Source organism: Brachybacterium sp. (genome assembly GCF_052095815.1).
Taxonomy (GTDB): domain Bacteria; phylum Actinomycetota; class Actinomycetes; order Actinomycetales; family Dermabacteraceae; genus Brachybacterium.
This window is the reverse complement of the sequence record NZ_JBQDLF010000001.1, coordinates 22,365-39,654: the sequence shown is the minus strand read 5'-3', so window position 1 is coordinate 39,654 and position 17,290 is coordinate 22,365. Positions and strand designations below refer to the sequence as shown.

Genomic DNA, 17,290 nt, shown 5'->3' with positions numbered 1-17,290 from the left:
TGACTGCTGGGGAGGGACTGGTCGATCTTAGCGGGCCGGGCCGACGCTGCGCGGCGGCGACTGCTGATCGACCGGCAGCACCACGGTGCCGTGGACATCCGTGCGCAGCACCTGCGCGCCGATCTCGTCCATCAGTGTCAAGAGCTCCTCGGTGGGGTGCCCGAAGCTGTTCTCCCGTCCCACCGGCACCAGGGCGAGGCCGGGGTCCAGCTGCTGGTAGAGCGGAGCGTGCTGGAAGCGGGATCCATGATGCGCCACCTTCACGATCTCCGCCGGCCCGGGGGCGAGCGCGGCGAGCTCCGCCTGCGCTGCGGGTTCCAGATCGCCGAGCGCGACCAGGCGGGTGCCGTCCGTCCAGACCACCTCGAGAGCGAGCGAGCAGTCGTTGGCCGCGTCCCCCTCCCCTGACCCCTGCTCGGCGGCGGTCGCCCGCAGCGCGTCCTCGGCGGAGCCGGGCCACAGCACCCGCAGGGACAGGCCGGGCCGCTGCCAGGTCTCCCCCGTGGATGCCGCGACCACGGGGGCGCCGGGGACCACGTCGCGGCGTGCTTCCGGCAGCGGGCACACCCACTGCAGGGCGGGTGCTCGCTGCCCGGTGAGCGCCTCCCGGCCGCCGGTGTGGTCGCTGTGGGGGTGGGTGAGCACCAGGAGGTCGATCCGTTGCACCCGCAGCCGGTCCAGGCATTGGCCCAGCGCGGCGGGGTCCGGGCCGGTGTCGATGAGCACGGTGGGTCCGTCACCGTCACCGGCGGCGTCACCGGGACGCAGCAGGAGCGCATCCCCCTGGCCCACTGCGCACATCGCGAGGGTCCAGCCCGGGGCGGTGCTGAGCGGCAGCAGGCGACCGACCCCTGGAGCGAGGACGACGACCAGCAGCGCCGCCATCGTCCAGCGCACCAGGGGGAGGCGCCGGGCGGCCAGCGCGATCGCGGCCACCAGCATCACGGCGATCGTGAGCAGCACCCCGGTGGCGCCCTCGGGCACGGCGATGCGCGAGCCGGGCAGCGCATCGGCGGCGCGGGCGATCAGGAGCACGAGGTGCGCCCCGCCGGCGGCCGCGGTGTACAGCACCACGGCTGCCGGCGGCCAGAGGATGCCGAGCACGAGGGCGAGCAGTCCCATCACCGTCGCCGGGCCCACCAGCGGGCCGACGATCATATTCACCGGCACCGCCCAGATCGAGATCTCCGGGGCGAGCAGGATCAGGATCGGGGTGCAGGCGAGCTGCGCGACCAGCGGGACCGCGAGCACGAGCGCGGCGGTACGGCCCAGCCTGCCCCCGGTGAGCTCCGAGAGTGCTGCGGCCAGCGGCGGGGCTGCCACCAGGATCGCAGCGGTCGCGAGGGCCGAGAGCAGGAATCCGATGGAGGCTGCGGTGACGGGATCCAGCACCGACCACAGGGCCACGGTGAGAGCGAGCGCCGCCACCGGGGAGGCGCGCACCCCGGCGAAGCGGGCGGCCAGCAGCGGGACGGCCATCGTCGCGGCCCGCTGGACGCTGGGCTCATCGCCCACCAGCCACACATAGCCGGCCACCACGATCCCGGCGGCCAGCAGCCGGGGCCGGCGGCGCACCCCGGCCAGCAGCAGCGGCACCAGCATTGCGGCGAGCACCAGGGCGATGTTCGCGCCCGAGACCGCGACCAGGTGAGAGATCCCTGCACGGCGCATGATCTCCTCGGTGCGTTCGCTCATGCCGCGGGTGTCGCCGGTGGTCATGCCGCGCACCAGCGCGGCCTCATCCGCGGGGAGATGCGCGGTGGCCGCTCGCGCCAGCTGTCGCAGGGAGTGCCGGGCGGCCTGTGCCCGGCCGGCCATCCCGGCCGTGGGCACCGCACTCGCCTCGGTAGCGCGCAGGATCACCAGGGAGCCACTGATCGTGACGGTGCCGCGCAGCTGCACGGTGTCACCGTCCCGCACCTGGGCCAGGCCCCTCTCCGCATCACCTGAGGCGCGTACCAGCAGCGGCAGCGAGGCGGGCAGGGCAGCATCCTCGCGTCCGATGCGCGCGGGGCCGCGGATGGTCCGTGCTCGCATCTGCAGTCCGTCTCGGGACCATTCCGGGCCGCTGGCGGGGGCGGCGGGGTCCGCGGCGGCCACCACGGCCAGCTCCACGATCAGTCCTCGGGCGGCGGCGTCCTCGAGCAGCTCGTCGGTGCTGCCATGGCGCTGGAGGGCCGGGAACAGGAGCACCCCGGCCAGCACCACGATTCCCAGGTGGGCGAAGATCCCGCTCGCGGTGCGGGTGCCGCCGGTCACCGTGATCACGGTCAGCGCCAGGGCCACCAGCACGGCGCCACCGGCGACGGCGGCGGCGGTGCCGACGGTCACGCCGAGCACGGCGAGGGCCCAGATGCAGGTAGCTGCGGGGAGCAGTCGCAGGTCGGCACGGCTCATGTGGTGGCCTGGGCGCGGATCTTCTCCAGGGTGGACGGGCCGATCCCGGACACCTCGAGCAGGTCATCGACGCTGCGGAAGGGCCCGTTCTTCTCCCGATGCTCGATGATCCGCTGGGCGATCGCGGGCCCCACTCCGGGCAGCTCCTCGAGCTCCGCGGCGCTCGCGGTGTTCAGGTTGATCACGCCGGAGGCGCCCGCAGCGGGCGCCTCCGCTGCCGCGGACGCTCCGGGACCTGCTGCCGGAGGATCCGCCGCCCTCGGCTCCTCCCCCGGCACCGGCAGATGGATCTGTTCGCCATCGCCTACCGGACGGGCGAGGTTCACGGCAGACAGATCCGCATCGTCGGTGGGTCCGCCCGCGGCCTCCAGCGCGTCGTCGACCCTGGCCCCTGCGGGCAGATGCACCACCCCGGGCGCAGCCACGGCCCCGGAGACATGGACCACGAGCTCCTGCCCGTCGCTCGAGGACGCGCCGTCCGAGGGGGATGCATCCTCCGCAGCAGGCGGCGCCGCGGAATCCGAGGGCGCGCCATCGCTGCCACTGCCGCCATCGCTGCCACTGCTGCCACTGCTACCGCCAGACTCCGACTGCACCTGCACCGTCGGCTGCGTCTCGAGCGGCACCGCGGAGCCGGAGAGGTGGATCACCCCGACCCCGATCAGCACGAGCACCGCGATCCCCACCAGGGCCGAGGGGGACGGTGCGGGCAGCGAAGTTCGGCGGCGCGGCGTCTCGGCAGTGTGGTCCCGGCGCTCGATCAGCGCCTGGCCGGTGCGGCGATGCGTCCCGGCGCGGCGCTGCGTCGGTCCGTCGGATCCGGCGTGTGCTCCCATGCCCGCGAACCTAGGCGGGCAGGCAACGTCCAGCCAGGCACGGGCCGGTTCTGGGGATGGGGAGCCCCTGTGGAGGAACGGTCCCCCGCGCCCAGCCTCAGTAGCTCAGCCTCAGTGGCCCAGCCTCAGTAGAGGCCGAGCATCACCAGCCACTGGTTCCAGAAGACGATCGCGATCACGACGATCACCAGCAGGTACCACAGCAGGGTCAGCACCACCCAGTGGCGCAGCAGGTTGCCGAGTGGTGCAGGCAGCCGCAGGTCGCCGCTCTCGATGGTGCGGGCGAGGGTCGCGAAGAACATCGGGGCCGTGACGGTCCAGATCACCATGCACCAGGGGCACAGCGCCTTGATCAGGAAGATCGCGGAGATCGCCAGGAAGTGCACGTACCCGAAGGCGAAGCTCATCCCGCCCAGGCGAGCCCAGCGGAACCAGGTGGGCAGCGCTGTTCCGGAGGCCATCAGTGCGCCGAGGGCGCCCATGATCGCGAAGCCGCCCAGCCCGATCGCCATGTTGGGGATCCCCAGCGCTGAGGACTGCCAGGTCATCATCACGTTGCCGCAGGAGATGAAGGGGTTCACATCGCAGGAGAGGCTGCCGCCGGGGTTGGCGAGCAGGAACTCCTTGCCGACCTGCAGCTCGAGGGAGGCGATCCAGCCGACGAGCCCGCCGATCAGGAGCACCAGGCCGACGAGCCGCTGCCCGGCGCGGCTCTTCGCGGAGCGTTCCGCGGCCAGCTCGGCGTCGATCTCGGCGAGCATCGCCGCGTCGTCGGCGCCGTCAGCAGCGGGGTCTGCGGGGTCTGCGGGGTCCAGGGCGGGCTCATCGTTCATGGCAGGACCGTGCTCTTCCGTGCGAGGGATCAGGTCTTCAGATCGGGGAATCTCAGGCGATCAACGGGTTCTCAGGCGACCGGGTGCTCGCGGAACCAGGCGGCGAGGTGCTCGTTGCCTTCGTCCATGCTCACCCGCGGCGTCCACTGCAGGCGCTCCCGGGTGCGGCGCTGGTCGAACCAGTGTGCGGTGGACATCTGCTCGGCGAGGAACTCGGTCATCGGTGGCTCGTCATGTCCGGGCCGTTTCTCCCAGATCCGCTCGATCACCCGGCCGGCGAAGCGGGCCGCGGAGCCGGGGACCTTGAGGGTCGGTGCCGGGACTCCGGCGGCCTCGCACCAGCCGCCGAACACGTCGCGCACCGTGCGGGGCTCGCCGTTGGAGACCACGAAGCTCTCTCCGTGCACGTCCTGAATGCGATCATGCGCGGCGACGATCGCCTCCGCGGCGTTGGTGACATAGGTGGTGTCGATCAGTGCCATGCCCTGGTCCAGCAGCGGCAGGCGGCCGCTGCGGGCACGATCCACGATCCTGCCCACCAGCTGGGTGTCGCCCGGGCCCCACACCACGTGGGGGCGGATCGAGGTGACCAGCAGCCCATCGGTGCCGTCGGCCTCCATCGCCAACAGCTCGGCGGCCGCTTTGGTGCGGGCATAGGGGCCGCGGGCCTGCGCGGGATCCGCGGGGGTCGCATCGAGGCCCACGATCGCGCGGCCGAGATGCGCGACCGACGGCGAGGAGATGTTCACCAGGGCGCCGCCGCCGTTCGCGCGCAGCGCGTCCAGCACGTTGCGGGTGCCCTCGATGTTGATCGCGCGGTACTCGTTCTCCGGGCCGGAGATGGAGACCTTCGCGGCGAGGTGGATCACCGCGTCGGCGCCCTTCACCGCACGGCGCACGTCCTCCGCCTCGGTGAGCGAGCCGCGCACGTCCTCGACGCCGTCGATCCCGGCAGGGCGGCGCTGGAAGGCGCGCACGGTGGCCCCGCGATCCCGCAGAGCGGTCGCAACCGCTCCGCCCAGCATCCCGGAGGCACCGGTGACCAAGACCGTCGGCGCACTCACAGGGCGTCTGCCTTCTCGCCGCGCAGGGTCTGCTCGGACCAGCGGGACAGGGCCGCACGGTCGATCTTCGAGTTGTGGCGGATATCCGTGGGCAGCGAACGGGTGGTGAACACCGCGACCACCTCGGCGCCGGAGCGCTCGCGCACCGCGCGCCGCACCGCCTCCTGCAGGGACGGTTCCGCCGGGTGGGGCCGGCCTGCCCTGCCGGGACGGTAGCCGTCCTCGGTCTCGAGGATCACGACCACCTGCTGGGTGCCGCGGGGGCCCACGACGGCGGCGCCGGCGCGGCGCACGGTCGGCACCGATTCGGCGGCGTCCTCGACCTGGACCGGGGTGAACATGCCCTCTGCTGTGGCCAGCACATGATCCGCACGGCCCTCGACCCACAGCCGTCCATCGGCGTCGAGATGGCCCACATCGCCCGTGGCGTGCCAGCCCTCGAAGCGCATCGAGGTGTGGGTGGTGCGCCAGAGCATCAGGTAACGGTCCCTCACGTGCGGGCCGCAGACCAGGATCTCTCCGGTCTTCCCGGCGTCCGAGGTGATCTCTCCGGTGGTACGACCCAGCTCGTCCATCACGGCGATCGCGATCTCGACCCGGGGCACGGGGCGGCCGACGCAGACGCCGGCGCCCTCGCCTGCCGCTTCGATGCCCTCGAGGTCGATCGCGGCCACCGCGAGGCATTCCGTCATGCCGTAGGGCGTCAGCGCGCGCGCGTTCGGCATCAGGGTGCGCAGCTCGCGCAGCAGCTGCGCGGGGATCGGAGCGCCGGCGGAGAAGAAGCTCGCGGCGCGGGCCATCGCGGCGCGGCCGTCCGCATCGAGCTGGTCGGCGGTGTCGATGATGTTCCGCAGCGCGGCCGGAGCCGTGAACACGGCCGGCTCGCCGAGGGCGTCGATCGCCGCGGCCAGCGCCGGAGCGGTCAGCTCACCGGGTCGGGTGATGTCCATGTCCGGCACCACCGTCGGGGCGCCGAGCGCGGGGCCCAGCAGCGCGAAGGTCGCGAAGCCCGCGACCAGGCCGCGCTCGGGGGCGAGCTGCAGGGTGTCCCCCACGGCGGTGAACATCGCGCCGAGCTGGCGGTGGGTGAGCACCGCGCCCTTGGCGGGGCCGGTGGATCCGGAGGTGAACAGGATCGCGGCATCCGCGTCGGGTGCGGGCCAGGCGGCATCCAGCGGAGCGCCGAGCTCGCGCTGCAGCGAGCCGGAACGGGCGAGCTCGGCGATGGAGGTCTCCACGCCGAGTGCCACCCGGTCCACGGTCGGCAGCTGCTCGACCGAGAGCCGGCGGCCGGGCCAGCCCAGGGCGCGGGCGCCGACGAGCGCCTTCTTGATGCCGATGAACCAGTCGGGGTGGGAGCCGATGACCGCACGGGTCAGGCCCGCCATGCCCAGCCCGGCGTCGGCCACCACGGCGACGGCGCCGATGCGGAAGCAGGCGTAGAGCACGCCGGTCAGATCTGCGCCGGGGGTGATCAGCAGGCTCACCCGGTCCCCGGGGCGCACCCCGTGGCCGAGCAGGCCGGCGGCGATGTCGTCGACCCTGCGGTTCAGCAGGGACCAGGAGATCTCCCGGGTCTCGCCGTCCTCGCCGCCCAGCTCCACCACGGCGGGGCGGTGGGCGTGGCGGGGGTCGCCGGCGAGCTCGGCGATGGGTGCGCCGATGTGCCGCTCGGGGGCGGCCTCGGCGTAGGAGGAGACGGCGCGCCAGGCGGGTGCCTCGGTGCGGGGCTCCTCGGCGGTGCCGAAGGTGGTCTCGAGCCACTCCGCGACCAGTCCGGCGACGTCTGCGTCCTCCCACACCAGGTGGGAGGCCTTCTCGAAGCGGTGCACATCAGCGTGCGGGACCCGCTGGATGAGGTCGCGCAGGAAGCGGTCGTTGAAGGTGATGTCCTTCGGCCCCCAGGCGAACAGGGTCGGGACCTTCAGCTCCTGGATCCCGGCGGCGACCCGCTCGAGGGTGGGCCGGGAGGGGGGGTGTTCGGCGGCCGGGATGTCGGCGACGAACTGGTCGATCCCGAGACGGCGCGTGCGGCCGCGATACGGGGCGAGGTAGGCGTCCTGCACCTCGCGCGGCAGCGCCGGCTTGGACAGCGCCAGGGTGGTGCGCAGGAAGGTGTCGGTCACCGAGGTCGACGGGGTGCGGAACCACGGCGCGGTCGCGAGCTGCAGCGCCTTGGGGAGCGCCTCCTCGAGCTTCTGGTGGACACCGGTGTTGGTGAGGATCATCCCGATCACGTCGTGGCGGTTGTCCAGCGCCCACCCGGCGGAGATCAGGCCGCCCCAGTCATGGCCGACGGTCACCACCGGGCCGCGCAGCGACAGCGCGTCGGTGAGCAGGGACAGGTCCGTGATGCGGTCCTGATAGCGACGCTTCAGGCCGGTCCGCTCGGACCATCCCATCTCCAGCTGGTCGACCGCGATCAGGCGCCAGGGGATGTCCGCGCGCACCAGCGAACGGAACAGGAAGGAGTAGGTGGGGTTGCCATGGACGGCCAGCAGCGTGCCGCGCGGCGTGATCCCGCGCTCGGCCAGCAGCGGGCCGGAGTCCAGCAGGTGCCAGCGACGCTGCTCGCCCGAGTGGTCGCGCACCTGGAGGGTGCGGCTGAGCCGGGGATCGACCCCGGGCATCGCCGGAATCTCCTCAGTGGACGCGCGTCGGCGCCCCGTGCTGCGGGCGGTGTTCACCACTCGACCTCCATCATCGCCGTGTTCAGACCTGAGCCGACCCCCATCAGCAGCACGCGCTGTCCGCGCTGGATGTCGTTCTGGATGTGCGCGAGCGTCATCGGCACCGCTTCGGCGGCGACGTTGCCCCAATCCCCGAGAGTCATCGGGATGCGGTCCATTCCCACTCCGGTGATCTTCGAGAAGTTCCGGATGTACACCGTGGAGACCTGATGGGGGATCACGAGATCGAGGTTCTTGAAATCGTGCCCCGCCTCATTGGCGCCCTTCCAGGTGTCCAGGATGAGCTGGATGCCGTTCTCGAGCAGGCCGGCGGAGTCCGTGCGCATGTCGTGCATGTCCGCCACGCACAGCTCGTGATGCTCGGTCCCGGCCCGGGCCTGGGTGTGCTTCATACGGTGGCCCTCGGGGTGCTCGTCGGCCGGGCCGAGAACGGCGGCGGCGGCGCCGGAACCCAGGGTCAGCGAGGCGAACTGGTTGTTGAAGTCCGCGCGGGTGGAGGTCTTGGAGTTCAGACGCTCGACGGTGCCTCGCTGCACCTGCTCGACATCCTCCGCGCCGACGACCAGGGCGTACTTGATCTGTCCGGAGTCGATCATGGCCGAGGCCATCGTCATCGCGTTGACGAAGCCGAGGCAGGCGTTGGTGATGTCGAAGTTCATCGCGCTGGTGGGCAGTCCCAGGGAGTGGTGGATCCCGGTGGAGACTGCGGGTTCGAGGTGCTGGCGGGAGACGGACGCATTGATCAGCAGGCCGACCTGGTCGCGCATGATCCCGGCCTTGGCCATGGCGCGCTCGGCGGCGAGCACCACGCCCTGCTTCCAGCCGTTCTCGGTGTCGCGCCACCAGCGGCGCTCATAGACCCCCGCGACCCGCTGCAGCACGCCCTTGGGCAGGCGCAGCCGCTTGCGTGCCGGCGAGAGCATCTCGTCGATCTCGTCCGAGGTGACCGTGACCTGCGGAAGGCTCATCTCGATCGCGAGCAGGCTGGTGTTCCTGTGGACGATCCCTGTGTTCCCGTTCCCCATCAGCGTGCGCTACCTCGTCCGTCTGTGTGTGTCGTTGCCAGATCGTGTCATTCTCCCACCCATGCCTGGGGAGACGCTCAAGGGGTGGCCGATCCCACGTCGCCCTCGTTCCCGTCCTCCAGCAGATGCCCGAGGTGGTGGCGGGCGAAGGCGAGGCTCTGTCGCAGGGTGCGCTCGCGGATCTCCGGCTTGTTGCTGGTGGTCACCTCGAGCAGCACTGATCCTTCCCAGCCACGGTTGGCCAGGCGTCGCAGCACCTCGGCGCAGGGCTGGTTGCCCTCGCCGGGCGGGAGGTGCTCGTCCTTCGTCGAATTCCCGGAACCGTCGGCGAGATGCAGATGGGTGAGCCGGTCACCGAGCCGCTCGATCATCTCGAGCGCATCGTCGCCGGCGGTCGCAGCATGCGAGAGGTCGACGGTGACGTGGGCGTAGTCCTCGTCGGTGGGGTCGTGATCGGGCAGATAGTTCAGCAGCTCCCGCACCCCGAGCCGCCACGGGTACATGTTCTCCACCGCGATGGCGATCCCGTGCTCCTCCTCGAGCGCGGCGACCCCCTCGACGAAGCCTTTCGCGTACTTCCCCTGCCAGCGGAAGGGCGGGTGCGCCACGATCGTGGGCACCTCGAGCTCCTTCGCGATCTCGATCGTGCGTTCGATCTTGACCCAGGCGTCCCGGCCCCACAGGCCCTGGAGCAGGAACAGGGTGGGAGCGTGGAGGGAGAGGATCGGCTGCTCGTACCGCTCGGAGTATTCGCGCAGGAGCGTCGGGTCCTGGCTGTCCTTGGGATAGGAGACCATCACCTCCATCCCGTCGTACCCGATCTCGTGCGCGAGCCGGAATCCCTCCTCGACCCCGGCAGGGAACACCGAGGAGGTCGACAGACCCACCGGGATCCGGCGCTGCGGATCCTGGTCGCTGCGAGGGTCACCCGCCGTGAGCCGCTTGGACAGCTTCTCGCGGGCGGTGCGCTGGGCGGTGCTGGGCCGGGTGTAGGGCTTACGGGCCTTGCCCGGCGAAGCGTCCGTCGACGGACGGTCCTGGCGTGGGCTCACGGCATCTCCTCGGGGCTGAGCGGGCCTCGTCAGTATGCAACAGCGAGCGCGCCTAGACTCCTCAGCATGCCTGTTCGAGATCTCACCGCCCAGGACTTCGTCACCTACAAGACGATGAGCTCCGGTGCCTTCGGAGGGTCCTACGATCCCTCCTCCGCGGCCGCTCCGCAGGACTTCTCCCCTGGTGAGACCGCGCTCGGCATCGATGCGTCCGGGCTGCCGGGCGGTCTGGACGGGGTCCTCGCCGCAGGCGCCCGGATCCGCCATGACCAGATCACTCTCGGCGGTGGCCTGGTGCGCTGCGGCGGCGTGGCCGGTCTCGTCGTCCACCCCGCCCACCGCGGCGACGGGCTGTTCAAGACGCTGCTCACCGCGGTGATCGCGCGCTGCGATGCGGAGAGCCTCCCGGTCTCGATGCTCTATCCCTCCCATCCCGCGCTCTACCGCCGGTACGGCTACCAGGTGGTCGCGCGGGGCCAGTCGCTGATCGTGCCGCTGGTGGAGCTGCAGCGGATCCCCGCCGTGCCGGACCGGCGCCTGGTCCCGGTCACGGCGGCCACGATGCCCCGCCTGCGGGAGCTCTACCACCGCCTGAGCGCGGGCGACAACGCGATGCTCCGCCGAGAGCCTCCCCTGTTCGCCGAGGGCCTGCCCGGTGCGGGCTGGTCCGCGCTGCTGCTCCAGGACGAGTTCGGCACCGATCACGGCTACCTGTCCTGGACCCGGCACGGCCAGGACCCCCGCGGCGTCGGCCTCGACGTGCACGAGCTGATGGGCCGCACCCGTTCCGATCGGCTGGCCCTGCTGCGATCCCTGGGCTCCTGGTCCACGGTCACGGAGCTGGTCCGGCTGCGGGTGCGCACCGAGGACCCCGTGCTCGATGTGCTCCCCGGCGCCGGGACCCGCCCCAGCCCGGAACCGGTGCCGCTGGTGATGATGCGGGTGATCGACACCGCCGCGACCCTCCGCGCCCGCCGCGCACCGGAGCAGCTGAGCGGCCGCATCCGCCTGGTCGTCGAGGACGGGACTGTCCCTGCAGGCACCTGCCGCGCCGCCGGCACCTTCCTGGTCTCCGCGGACAGCGGCACGATCGCGGCGGAGCCGGAGAGTGCCAGGGTGCCGGAGGTCCTCGGCACCGTCCGCCTCGACATCCATGCCGCCTCCTTGCTGCTGATGGGCGGGCGTTCCCTCGCCGATGCCCGTCGCCTCGACCTCACCGCAGCGGCCGACCCGGCCGCCGAGACCTTCCTGGATGCTCTGCTGGCCGGTCCGCGGCCGAGCGTCATGGACGCCTTCTGATCCCGACCTCGAACTCCGGAGCACCCGCATGGCCAAGCTGCATTTCAAGTACGGAGCGATGAACTCCGGCAAGTCCGACACACTGATCAAGACCGCGTACAACTACGACGAGCGCGGGCTGGCCACGCTCACCGTGAAGCCCGCGCTGGACACCAAGGGCGAGGACTGGGTGGTGGCCCGCGGCGGTGCCAGGCGCCTGGTCGATGTGCTCGCCGCCGCCGGTGACGATGTGCGCGCCCGGGTCAATGCGACGGCCGACGAGCGCGGGCTGCGCCCGCTGCACTGCGTGCTGGTGGACGAGGCGCAGTTCCTCGAGCCCTCGCAGATCGGCGACCTGTTCAAGATCGCCAAGCAGGATGGGATCTCGGTGATCTGCTACGGGCTGCGCGCTGACTTCCGCACCGCGATGTTCCCCGGTGCGAGCCGGCTCTTCGAGCTCGCCGACAACATCGAGAAGCTGCCCACGATGTGCCGCTGCGGTTCGCAGGCCGAGTTCAACTGCCGCATGGTCGACGGCCGCTTCGTCTTCGAAGGGGAGCAGGTGGCGATCGACGGTGCGGAGGTGACCTATATATCGCTGTGCGGGCCCTGCTTCATGCAGGAGCAGGAACGCGCCGGCGTCACCGTCCTGGGGTGACACCGGCGCGTTCGGGAGCTGCGCTGCTCGGGAGCTGAACTGTTCAGGAGCTGAGCGGCTTGTCCTCGCCCACCTCGGCGTCGCCACCGGCATGGGGGCTGGTGGAGCTCTCGTCGCCGCTCTTGTGATCCTCACGAGCGCTGCCGATCCGCTCCTTGGCGCTGCCGGCCGCGTCGGCCACCGCACCCTGGACGTTCGAGGCGACCTCGGGGGTCTTCTCCTTGACTGCGTCGGCGGTGTCATGGGCGACCCTGTTCGCGGTGTCCTTCGCCTGCGCGGCTCGCCGCTGCACCTCAGGATCGTCGGCCACCTGCCGTGCGGTGCGCTCGAGCGACTCATAGGGTCCGCGACCTGCACGGGATCCGACCACGAAGCCGATCGCGAGTCCGGCCAGGAAAATGAACTTCTTCATCACTGCCTCCAGCATCGTCCGGTGTCTGTGCCCCGCATCGTGCCACAGGAGGCGCGTCGGGAAAGGACTTCACCGACCGAGCGGTCCATTGCAGCTCCGTGAGCGGGCCTGTCCTCAGTCCTGACGCGCTCGTCCCACTTCGGTTCCCTTTCGGTCACAGAACCTCCACCTCCGAGTCTCCGCGGCCCCTCCCGTAGGCTCGGCGAGGACTTACGATCAGAGGATCGCAATGCCGCGTTGATCAGTAACGAGAAGGAGACTTCGTTGTCCCCCGTACCCACCTCGCAGTCCCCGCTCGACGACTCCCCCACCACCTCGTTGACCGTGGAGGAGGTCGCCGCGCAGGTCCACAGCTGGGTGCATGCGGCAGCGCTCCGCCAGGTGCCGGGGCCCGCGAGGATGCTCTCCGATCTGCTGAGAGACCCGAAAGGGCTGGATTTCACCCTCGCCTTCGTCGATCGCGTGATCCGGCCCGAGGATCCGCGCGCCGCAGCCGTGGAGCTCCGCCGCCTCGCCCAGGACCCGCCGGCCTTCCTGCCGGCGCCGCTGCGCCGGGTGCTGGGGCTCGGCGGCGTCGCCTCCTCCCTCGCTCCGAGCGTGGTGGTGCCCACCGCTCAGGCCGCGATGCGTCGCATGGTCGGCCACCTCATCCTCGATGCCCGCCCCCGCCAGCTGGGAGCCTCGATCGCACGCCTCACCGCCGACGGCACCGAGCTCAACATCAATCTGCTCGGCGAAGCGGTGCTCGGCGCGCAGGAGGCCTCCCGCCGGATGCAGGGGCTCCGTGAGCTGGTGGCCCGCCCGGACATCGACTACGTCTCGATCAAGGTCTCCTCGCTCGTGGACCATCTGCCGCTCTGGGCCACCGCCGAGACGGTCGACCACACGGTCGAGACACTGCTTCCCCTCTACCTCGATGCCGCCCGCCGGGAGCAGCCCACCTTCCTGAACATGGACATGGAGGAGTACCGGGATCTCGAGCTGACCCTGCAGGTCTTCGAGAAGCTCCTGGACCGTCCCGAGCTCGAGCACCTCCACGCGGGCATCGTGCTGCAGGCCTACCTGCCCGATGCGCCCTCCGCGATGGCCCGGGTGCGGCGCTTCGCCGAGCGGCGGGTGGCGGCCGGGGGTGCTCCGATCAAGGTGCGCCTGGTCAAGGGCGCGAACCTGGCGATGGAGCAGGTCGAGGCTTCGGTGCACGGCTGGAGGCAGGCGCCGCTGCTGTCGAAGGAGGAGACCGACGCGCAGTACAAGCGGATGCTGCTCGAGGCGCTGCACCCCAGCCGCCTGGACGCGGTCCACCTGGGCATCGCCGGCCACAACCTCTTCGACGTCGCCTTCGCGCACCTGCTGATGCGCGAGCGAGACATCGGTGCCGGTCCCGGCCACGGCGTGGAGTTCGAGATGCTCGCCGGGATGGCCCCCGGGCAGCAGGCCGTGGTGCGCGAGGCCACCGGCACGATGCGCCTGTACGTGCCGATCGTGCACCCGCGCCACTTCGACGTCGCCGTCTCCTACCTGGTGCGCCGTCTCGAGGAGAACGCCTCCTCGCAGAACTTCCTCTCCGCCGCGTTCGAGCTGGACACCTCCGCCGAGCTCTTCGAGCGCGAGCAGACGCGGTTCGCCGGCGCCCTGGAGCGGGCGCTGCGGGAGACCTCCCTGCCCACCCATCGGGACCAGGACCGCATCGCCGAGGTCGTGGGGAGTCGCGGTGTGCTGCAGCTGGGCTCCCCCGGCCTGCCGGCGGTGCCCGGCGCCTTCCGCAACACGCCCGACACCGACCTCTCGACCCCCGCGAACCAGCAGTGGGCCGCGCAGCTCACCCATCGCATCCGCGGCTCTGAGATCGGCGACGAGGAAGCCCGCGCCGCGCGACTCACCACCGTGGAGGCCGTCGCGTCGACCATCTCCCGCGCCCTGACCGCGCAGCCTTCCTGGGCGGGTCTGGGAGTGGAGAAGCGCGCCGGGATCCTGCGCCGAGTGGCGGGCACCCTCGCCGCGCATCGGGCCGAGCTGCTCGAGGTGATGGCGGCGGAGACCGGCAAGACCCTCGAGCAGGGCGATCCTGAGGTCAGCGAAGCGATCGACTTCGCGCTCTATTACGCCGAACAGGCCGAGCAGCTCGCCCGGCAGGGCGATCTGCAGGCCACGGCCCGGCCGCTGACACTGATCACCCCGCCCTGGAACTTCCCGGTCGCGATCCCCACCGGCGGCGCTCTCGCCGCACTCGTGACCGGCAGCAGCGTGATCATGAAGCCCGCTCCGCAGGCTCGTCGCTGCGGCGCACTGATAGGCAGGCTTCTCCACGAGGCCGGTGTCCCCCAGGACGTCTTCACCCTGGTCGATGTGCCGGAGGACGAGGTGGGCCGAGCGCTGATCTCGGACCCGCGGATCGATCAGCTGATCCTCACCGGTGCCTCAGACACCGCCACACTGTTCGCCTCCTGGCGGCCCGAGCTGCGGATCCTCGCCGAGACCAGCGGCAAGAACTCGATCATCGTCAGCCCGCAGGCGGATCTCGACCTGGCAGCCCGCGATGTCGCAGCCAGCGCCTTCGGCCACGCCGGCCAGAAGTGCTCCGCCGCTTCCCTGGTGATCACCGTAGGATCCGTGACCACCTCGCGGCGCTTCACCGCACAGCTCGCCGACGCGGTGCTGAGCCTGCACGTGGGCCGGCCCACCGACCCGACCGCACAGATGGGCCCCGTGGTCGAGGCCCCCGGTGAGAAGCTCCGCTCGGGGCTGACCGAGCTCGCGGACGGTGAGGCCTGGCTCTCCCGACCCCGCCAGCTGGATGACTCCGGCACCCTGTTCTCCCCGGGCGTGCGCACCGGTGTCGAGGAGGGCTCCGCCTTCCACCTCACCGAATACTTCGGACCGGTGCTCGGGGTCATCCACGCCGAGTCCCTCGAGGAGGCGGTGCGGATCCAGAACGGCACCGCCTTCGGGCTCACCGCCGGGCTCCATTCGCTCGAGCCCGCCGAGGTCGCCTGGTGGACGGAGCACGTCGAGGCCGGGAACCTCTACGTGAACCGGGGTATCACCGGGGCGATCGTGGAACGGCAGCCCTTCGGCGGCTGGAAGCGCTCGGCCATCGGCCAGACCGCGAAGGCGGGCGGGCCGAACTATCTGGTCCACCTGATGGACTGGGCCGACGCCCCCGCCACCTCCGACGCGCTGTCCGACCCAGAGACCTGGCTGGCCTCGGCACGACACAGCGACCGCGAGCACTTCTCGAGCACTTTCGCTCCCCGCGACGTGCAGGAGCTGCACGGGGAGATCAACGTGCTGCGCTACCTGCCGCTCCCGGTGCTGATCCGCGCCGCCTCCGGCGCAGCCCCGCAGGAGCTCGAGCGGGTGCTGCATGCCGCAGCGACCGTCGGCGCCGAGGTGGAGGTCTCCGTCGCGGACCATGAGCTGGTCTCCGTCGCCGAAGCGGCGGGTACCGCGGTCACGCTCGAGGACAGCGTCGCCTTCGCAGGTCGCATCCCCGCCCTCACCCAGTCCCGCATCCGTCTGATCGGCGAGCCCGACGCGGCGCTGCGCCGGGCGATCGCGGAGCACATCGAGGTGGCACTGTTCACCGGAGTGGTGGTCTCCAGCGGACGGATCGAGCTGCTCCCGTTCCTGCACGAGCAGGCGATCAGCGCCACGGATCACCGCTACGGCAACCCGCTGCCCCACCCGCTGGATCTCACCGGCGGCCAGGGCTGGGCCCGCGGCCGGGACTGAGCCCCGCCTCAGCACGCAGCTCGCACCCGGCTCGCGTCGTCTCGCGCCGATTCGGCCCCCTCCGGCCCCGGCTCGCGTCGAGATCGACGTTCGGTACAGATTGCAACAAGCATCCTGGTCCGTACGTCGATCTCGGTGCTTCGCCGAGGTCACGCCGACGCCGTCCAGCCCTGCCGAAGCAAGGCGTCGCGGACACGGTCCACGGCCTTGCGACAGCCGTACTGAAGATCCTCAGCCGTGGTGCGCACCTCGACCCATCCTGCCCGGGCCCGCCGCTCGCCCCTGGCGATGTCCTTCGCCTGCTGCTCCGGAGTGAGATGAGTGGGCCCGTCGTGCTCGAGCGCGACCCGCCACGTCGGCCAGTGCAGATCGGGCTGGCCGAGATCGATCCCGGCCCCGAGCCTGTCGACTCCACCGACCGGGCGCACATTCGCCAGCGGTTCCGGGAGCCCGGCCCTGACCAGGGCGAGCCGCAGCGTGGTCTCGGCGGGCGAATCGCTGTCGCGACGCACCTGCGCTACCGCCGCCTGGAGCCTGCGGGCACCCCTTCCGTGGAAGGAGCTGGCCGCCTCGAGCAGCTCCTCGAGGGCCGCATAGGGGACCGACCGCCCCTCGTACTCTGGCCGCGGCTGGCGGACCAGGTGATCTCCGATCGCGACGAGCGCCTCGTGGCGAAGCACCCCGGAGAGGTCGACAAGGGTGCGGATCCGACTCGTGACCTGCACTGCCGGCTGATGATCCAGCGACATCGGGGTGATCTCGAGACGACTCCACCGCACCAGCGCGGAACCTCGCCGTGGCGGTGCCGAGGATGCCAGATGGATCCGGATGTCCACCGTGCGGCCCCGGGGCCGGGGCACCGATCGGCCATTCACGCGTCGCGAGGTGAGCGGGACGCAGACCACCTCATCCGCCAGGACTCCAGGCAGCGGGATGCCCCAGAGTCGCGCGGCGGTGAGGCCCGCTGCGAAGGTGTCTCGATCCCGCCGACAGAACGCGGCGACGATGTCCGCCTCGGTGATTGGCCGCTCCGCCAGTGCCCAGAGTCCTCGGTCCAGTGATCTCACATCCGCTGCCCGGAGGCGAGACGCGGACACGCCCGCGTCCCGTGCTTCGGCGGTCGTGAAAACAGGGAAGGGAAGAGCAGGTGGGAGCGGACGTGGTCTGCCGGTCATCTCCACAGCATCGGCCCCCGACGCCGTAGACCCTATGACGCTCCACAACCCGCAGGTGAGCGGCAGGACGTGGCGGATCCTCCACAAGGAGAGAGCGCTGGTGCCGCTGATCATCAGGCACAACGCTCACCGAGGTCC

General features: G+C 71.3%; 12 protein-coding genes. 3 read left to right on the top strand and 9 right to left on the bottom strand.

What is annotated here, in order from left to right; translation table 11 throughout:
• Positions 1 to 27 precede the first annotated feature (27 nt).
• From ACTH43_RS00160 to ACTH43_RS00130, 7 genes are all read right to left on the bottom strand, one after another.
• Entirely contained in the window at positions 28 to 2,397 is a 2,370-nt protein-coding gene (locus ACTH43_RS00160) for a ComEC/Rec2 family competence protein (protein WP_441442908.1), read from the bottom strand.
• Positions 2,394 to 3,233 (bottom strand): helix-hairpin-helix domain-containing protein, encoded by an 840-nt coding sequence (locus ACTH43_RS00155; protein WP_441442907.1) that lies wholly within the window; start codon positions 3,231 to 3,233, stop codon positions 2,394 to 2,396. Before ACTH43_RS00155 ends, ACTH43_RS00160 begins: the two co-directional genes overlap by 4 nt.
• Positions 3,234 to 3,358: 125 nt before the next feature.
• Positions 3,359 to 4,066: a vitamin K epoxide reductase family protein gene (locus ACTH43_RS00150; protein WP_441442906.1), complete on the bottom strand. Its 708-nt coding sequence runs from the start codon at positions 4,064 to 4,066 to the stop codon at positions 3,359 to 3,361.
• Between the two features lie 71 nt (positions 4,067 to 4,137).
• Entirely contained in the window at positions 4,138 to 5,130 is a 993-nt protein-coding gene (locus tag ACTH43_RS00145) for an NAD-dependent epimerase/dehydratase family protein (RefSeq protein ID WP_441442905.1), read from the bottom strand.
• Entirely contained in the window at positions 5,127 to 7,760 is a 2,634-nt protein-coding gene (locus ACTH43_RS00140; RefSeq protein WP_441443053.1) for an alpha/beta fold hydrolase, read from the bottom strand. Before ACTH43_RS00140 ends, ACTH43_RS00145 begins: the two co-directional genes overlap by 4 nt.
• A gap of 53 nt (positions 7,761 to 7,813) precedes the next feature.
• Positions 7,814 to 8,845 carry a 3-oxoacyl-ACP synthase III gene (locus tag ACTH43_RS00135; RefSeq protein ID WP_441442904.1) on the bottom strand — a complete coding sequence of 344 codons (1,032 nt, stop codon included), beginning with the start codon at positions 8,843 to 8,845 and terminating at the stop codon, positions 7,814 to 7,816.
• A gap of 77 nt (positions 8,846 to 8,922) precedes the next feature.
• A complete protein-coding gene (locus tag ACTH43_RS00130) occupies positions 8,923 to 9,897 on the bottom strand; it encodes a sugar phosphate isomerase/epimerase family protein (RefSeq protein WP_441442903.1) in 975 nt (324 codons plus the stop codon).
• 66 nt (positions 9,898 to 9,963) lie between these two features.
• Between ACTH43_RS00130 and ACTH43_RS00125 the strand changes: the two genes are divergently transcribed.
• The gene (locus tag ACTH43_RS00125) at positions 9,964 to 11,196 is read left to right on the top strand and encodes a GNAT family N-acetyltransferase (RefSeq protein ID WP_441442902.1); all 1,233 of its coding nucleotides are present in this window, start codon (positions 9,964 to 9,966) and stop codon (positions 11,194 to 11,196) included.
• Positions 11,197 to 11,224: 28 nt separating this feature from the next.
• Positions 11,225 to 11,833: a thymidine kinase gene (locus ACTH43_RS00120; RefSeq protein WP_441442901.1), complete on the top strand. Its 609-nt coding sequence runs from the start codon at positions 11,225 to 11,227 to the stop codon at positions 11,831 to 11,833.
• 43 nt (positions 11,834 to 11,876) lie between these two features.
• On the opposite strand, the gene ACTH43_RS00115 is transcribed toward ACTH43_RS00120, so the two are convergent.
• On the bottom strand, positions 11,877 to 12,245 hold the full coding sequence (locus tag ACTH43_RS00115) for a hypothetical protein (protein ID WP_441442900.1): 369 nt from the start codon (positions 12,243 to 12,245) through the stop codon (positions 11,877 to 11,879).
• A gap of 264 nt (positions 12,246 to 12,509) precedes the next feature.
• On the opposite strand from ACTH43_RS00115, the gene ACTH43_RS00110 reads away from it, so the two are divergent.
• Complete coding sequence (locus ACTH43_RS00110) at positions 12,510 to 15,977, top strand: bifunctional proline dehydrogenase/L-glutamate gamma-semialdehyde dehydrogenase (protein ID WP_441442899.1); 3,468 nt, start codon at positions 12,510 to 12,512, stop codon at positions 15,975 to 15,977.
• 149 nt (positions 15,978 to 16,126) lie between these two features.
• Here the strand turns inward: ACTH43_RS00110 and ACTH43_RS00105 are convergent, their stop codons facing one another.
• Entirely contained in the window at positions 16,127 to 17,044 is a 918-nt protein-coding gene (locus ACTH43_RS00105; protein WP_441442898.1) for a hypothetical protein, read from the bottom strand.
• Positions 17,045 to 17,290: the final 246 nt, after the last annotated feature.

What these genes read in the sequence shown, in the direction of transcription:
- ACTH43_RS00160 (WP_441442908.1), bottom strand. Translation starts at nt 2,397, where the DNA reads ATGAGCCGTGCCGACCTGCGACTGCTCCCCGCAGCTACCTGCATCTGG.
- ACTH43_RS00155 (WP_441442907.1), bottom strand. Translation starts at nt 3,233, where the DNA reads ATGGGAGCACACGCCGGATCCGACGGACCGACGCAGCGCCGCGCCGGG.
- ACTH43_RS00150 (WP_441442906.1), bottom strand. Translation starts at nt 4,066, where the DNA reads ATGAACGATGAGCCCGCCCTGGACCCCGCAGACCCCGCAGACCCCGCT.
- ACTH43_RS00140 (WP_441443053.1), bottom strand. Translation starts at nt 7,760, where the DNA reads ATGCCCGGGGTCGATCCCCGGCTCAGCCGCACCCTCCAGGTGCGCGAC.
- ACTH43_RS00135 (WP_441442904.1), bottom strand. Translation starts at nt 8,845, where the DNA reads ATGGGGAACGGGAACACAGGGATCGTCCACAGGAACACCAGCCTGCTC.
- ACTH43_RS00125 (WP_441442902.1), top strand. Translation starts at nt 9,964, where the DNA reads ATGCCTGTTCGAGATCTCACCGCCCAGGACTTCGTCACCTACAAGACG.
- ACTH43_RS00120 (WP_441442901.1), top strand. Translation starts at nt 11,225, where the DNA reads ATGGCCAAGCTGCATTTCAAGTACGGAGCGATGAACTCCGGCAAGTCC.
- ACTH43_RS00115 (WP_441442900.1), bottom strand. Translation starts at nt 12,245, where the DNA reads ATGAAGAAGTTCATTTTCCTGGCCGGACTCGCGATCGGCTTCGTGGTC.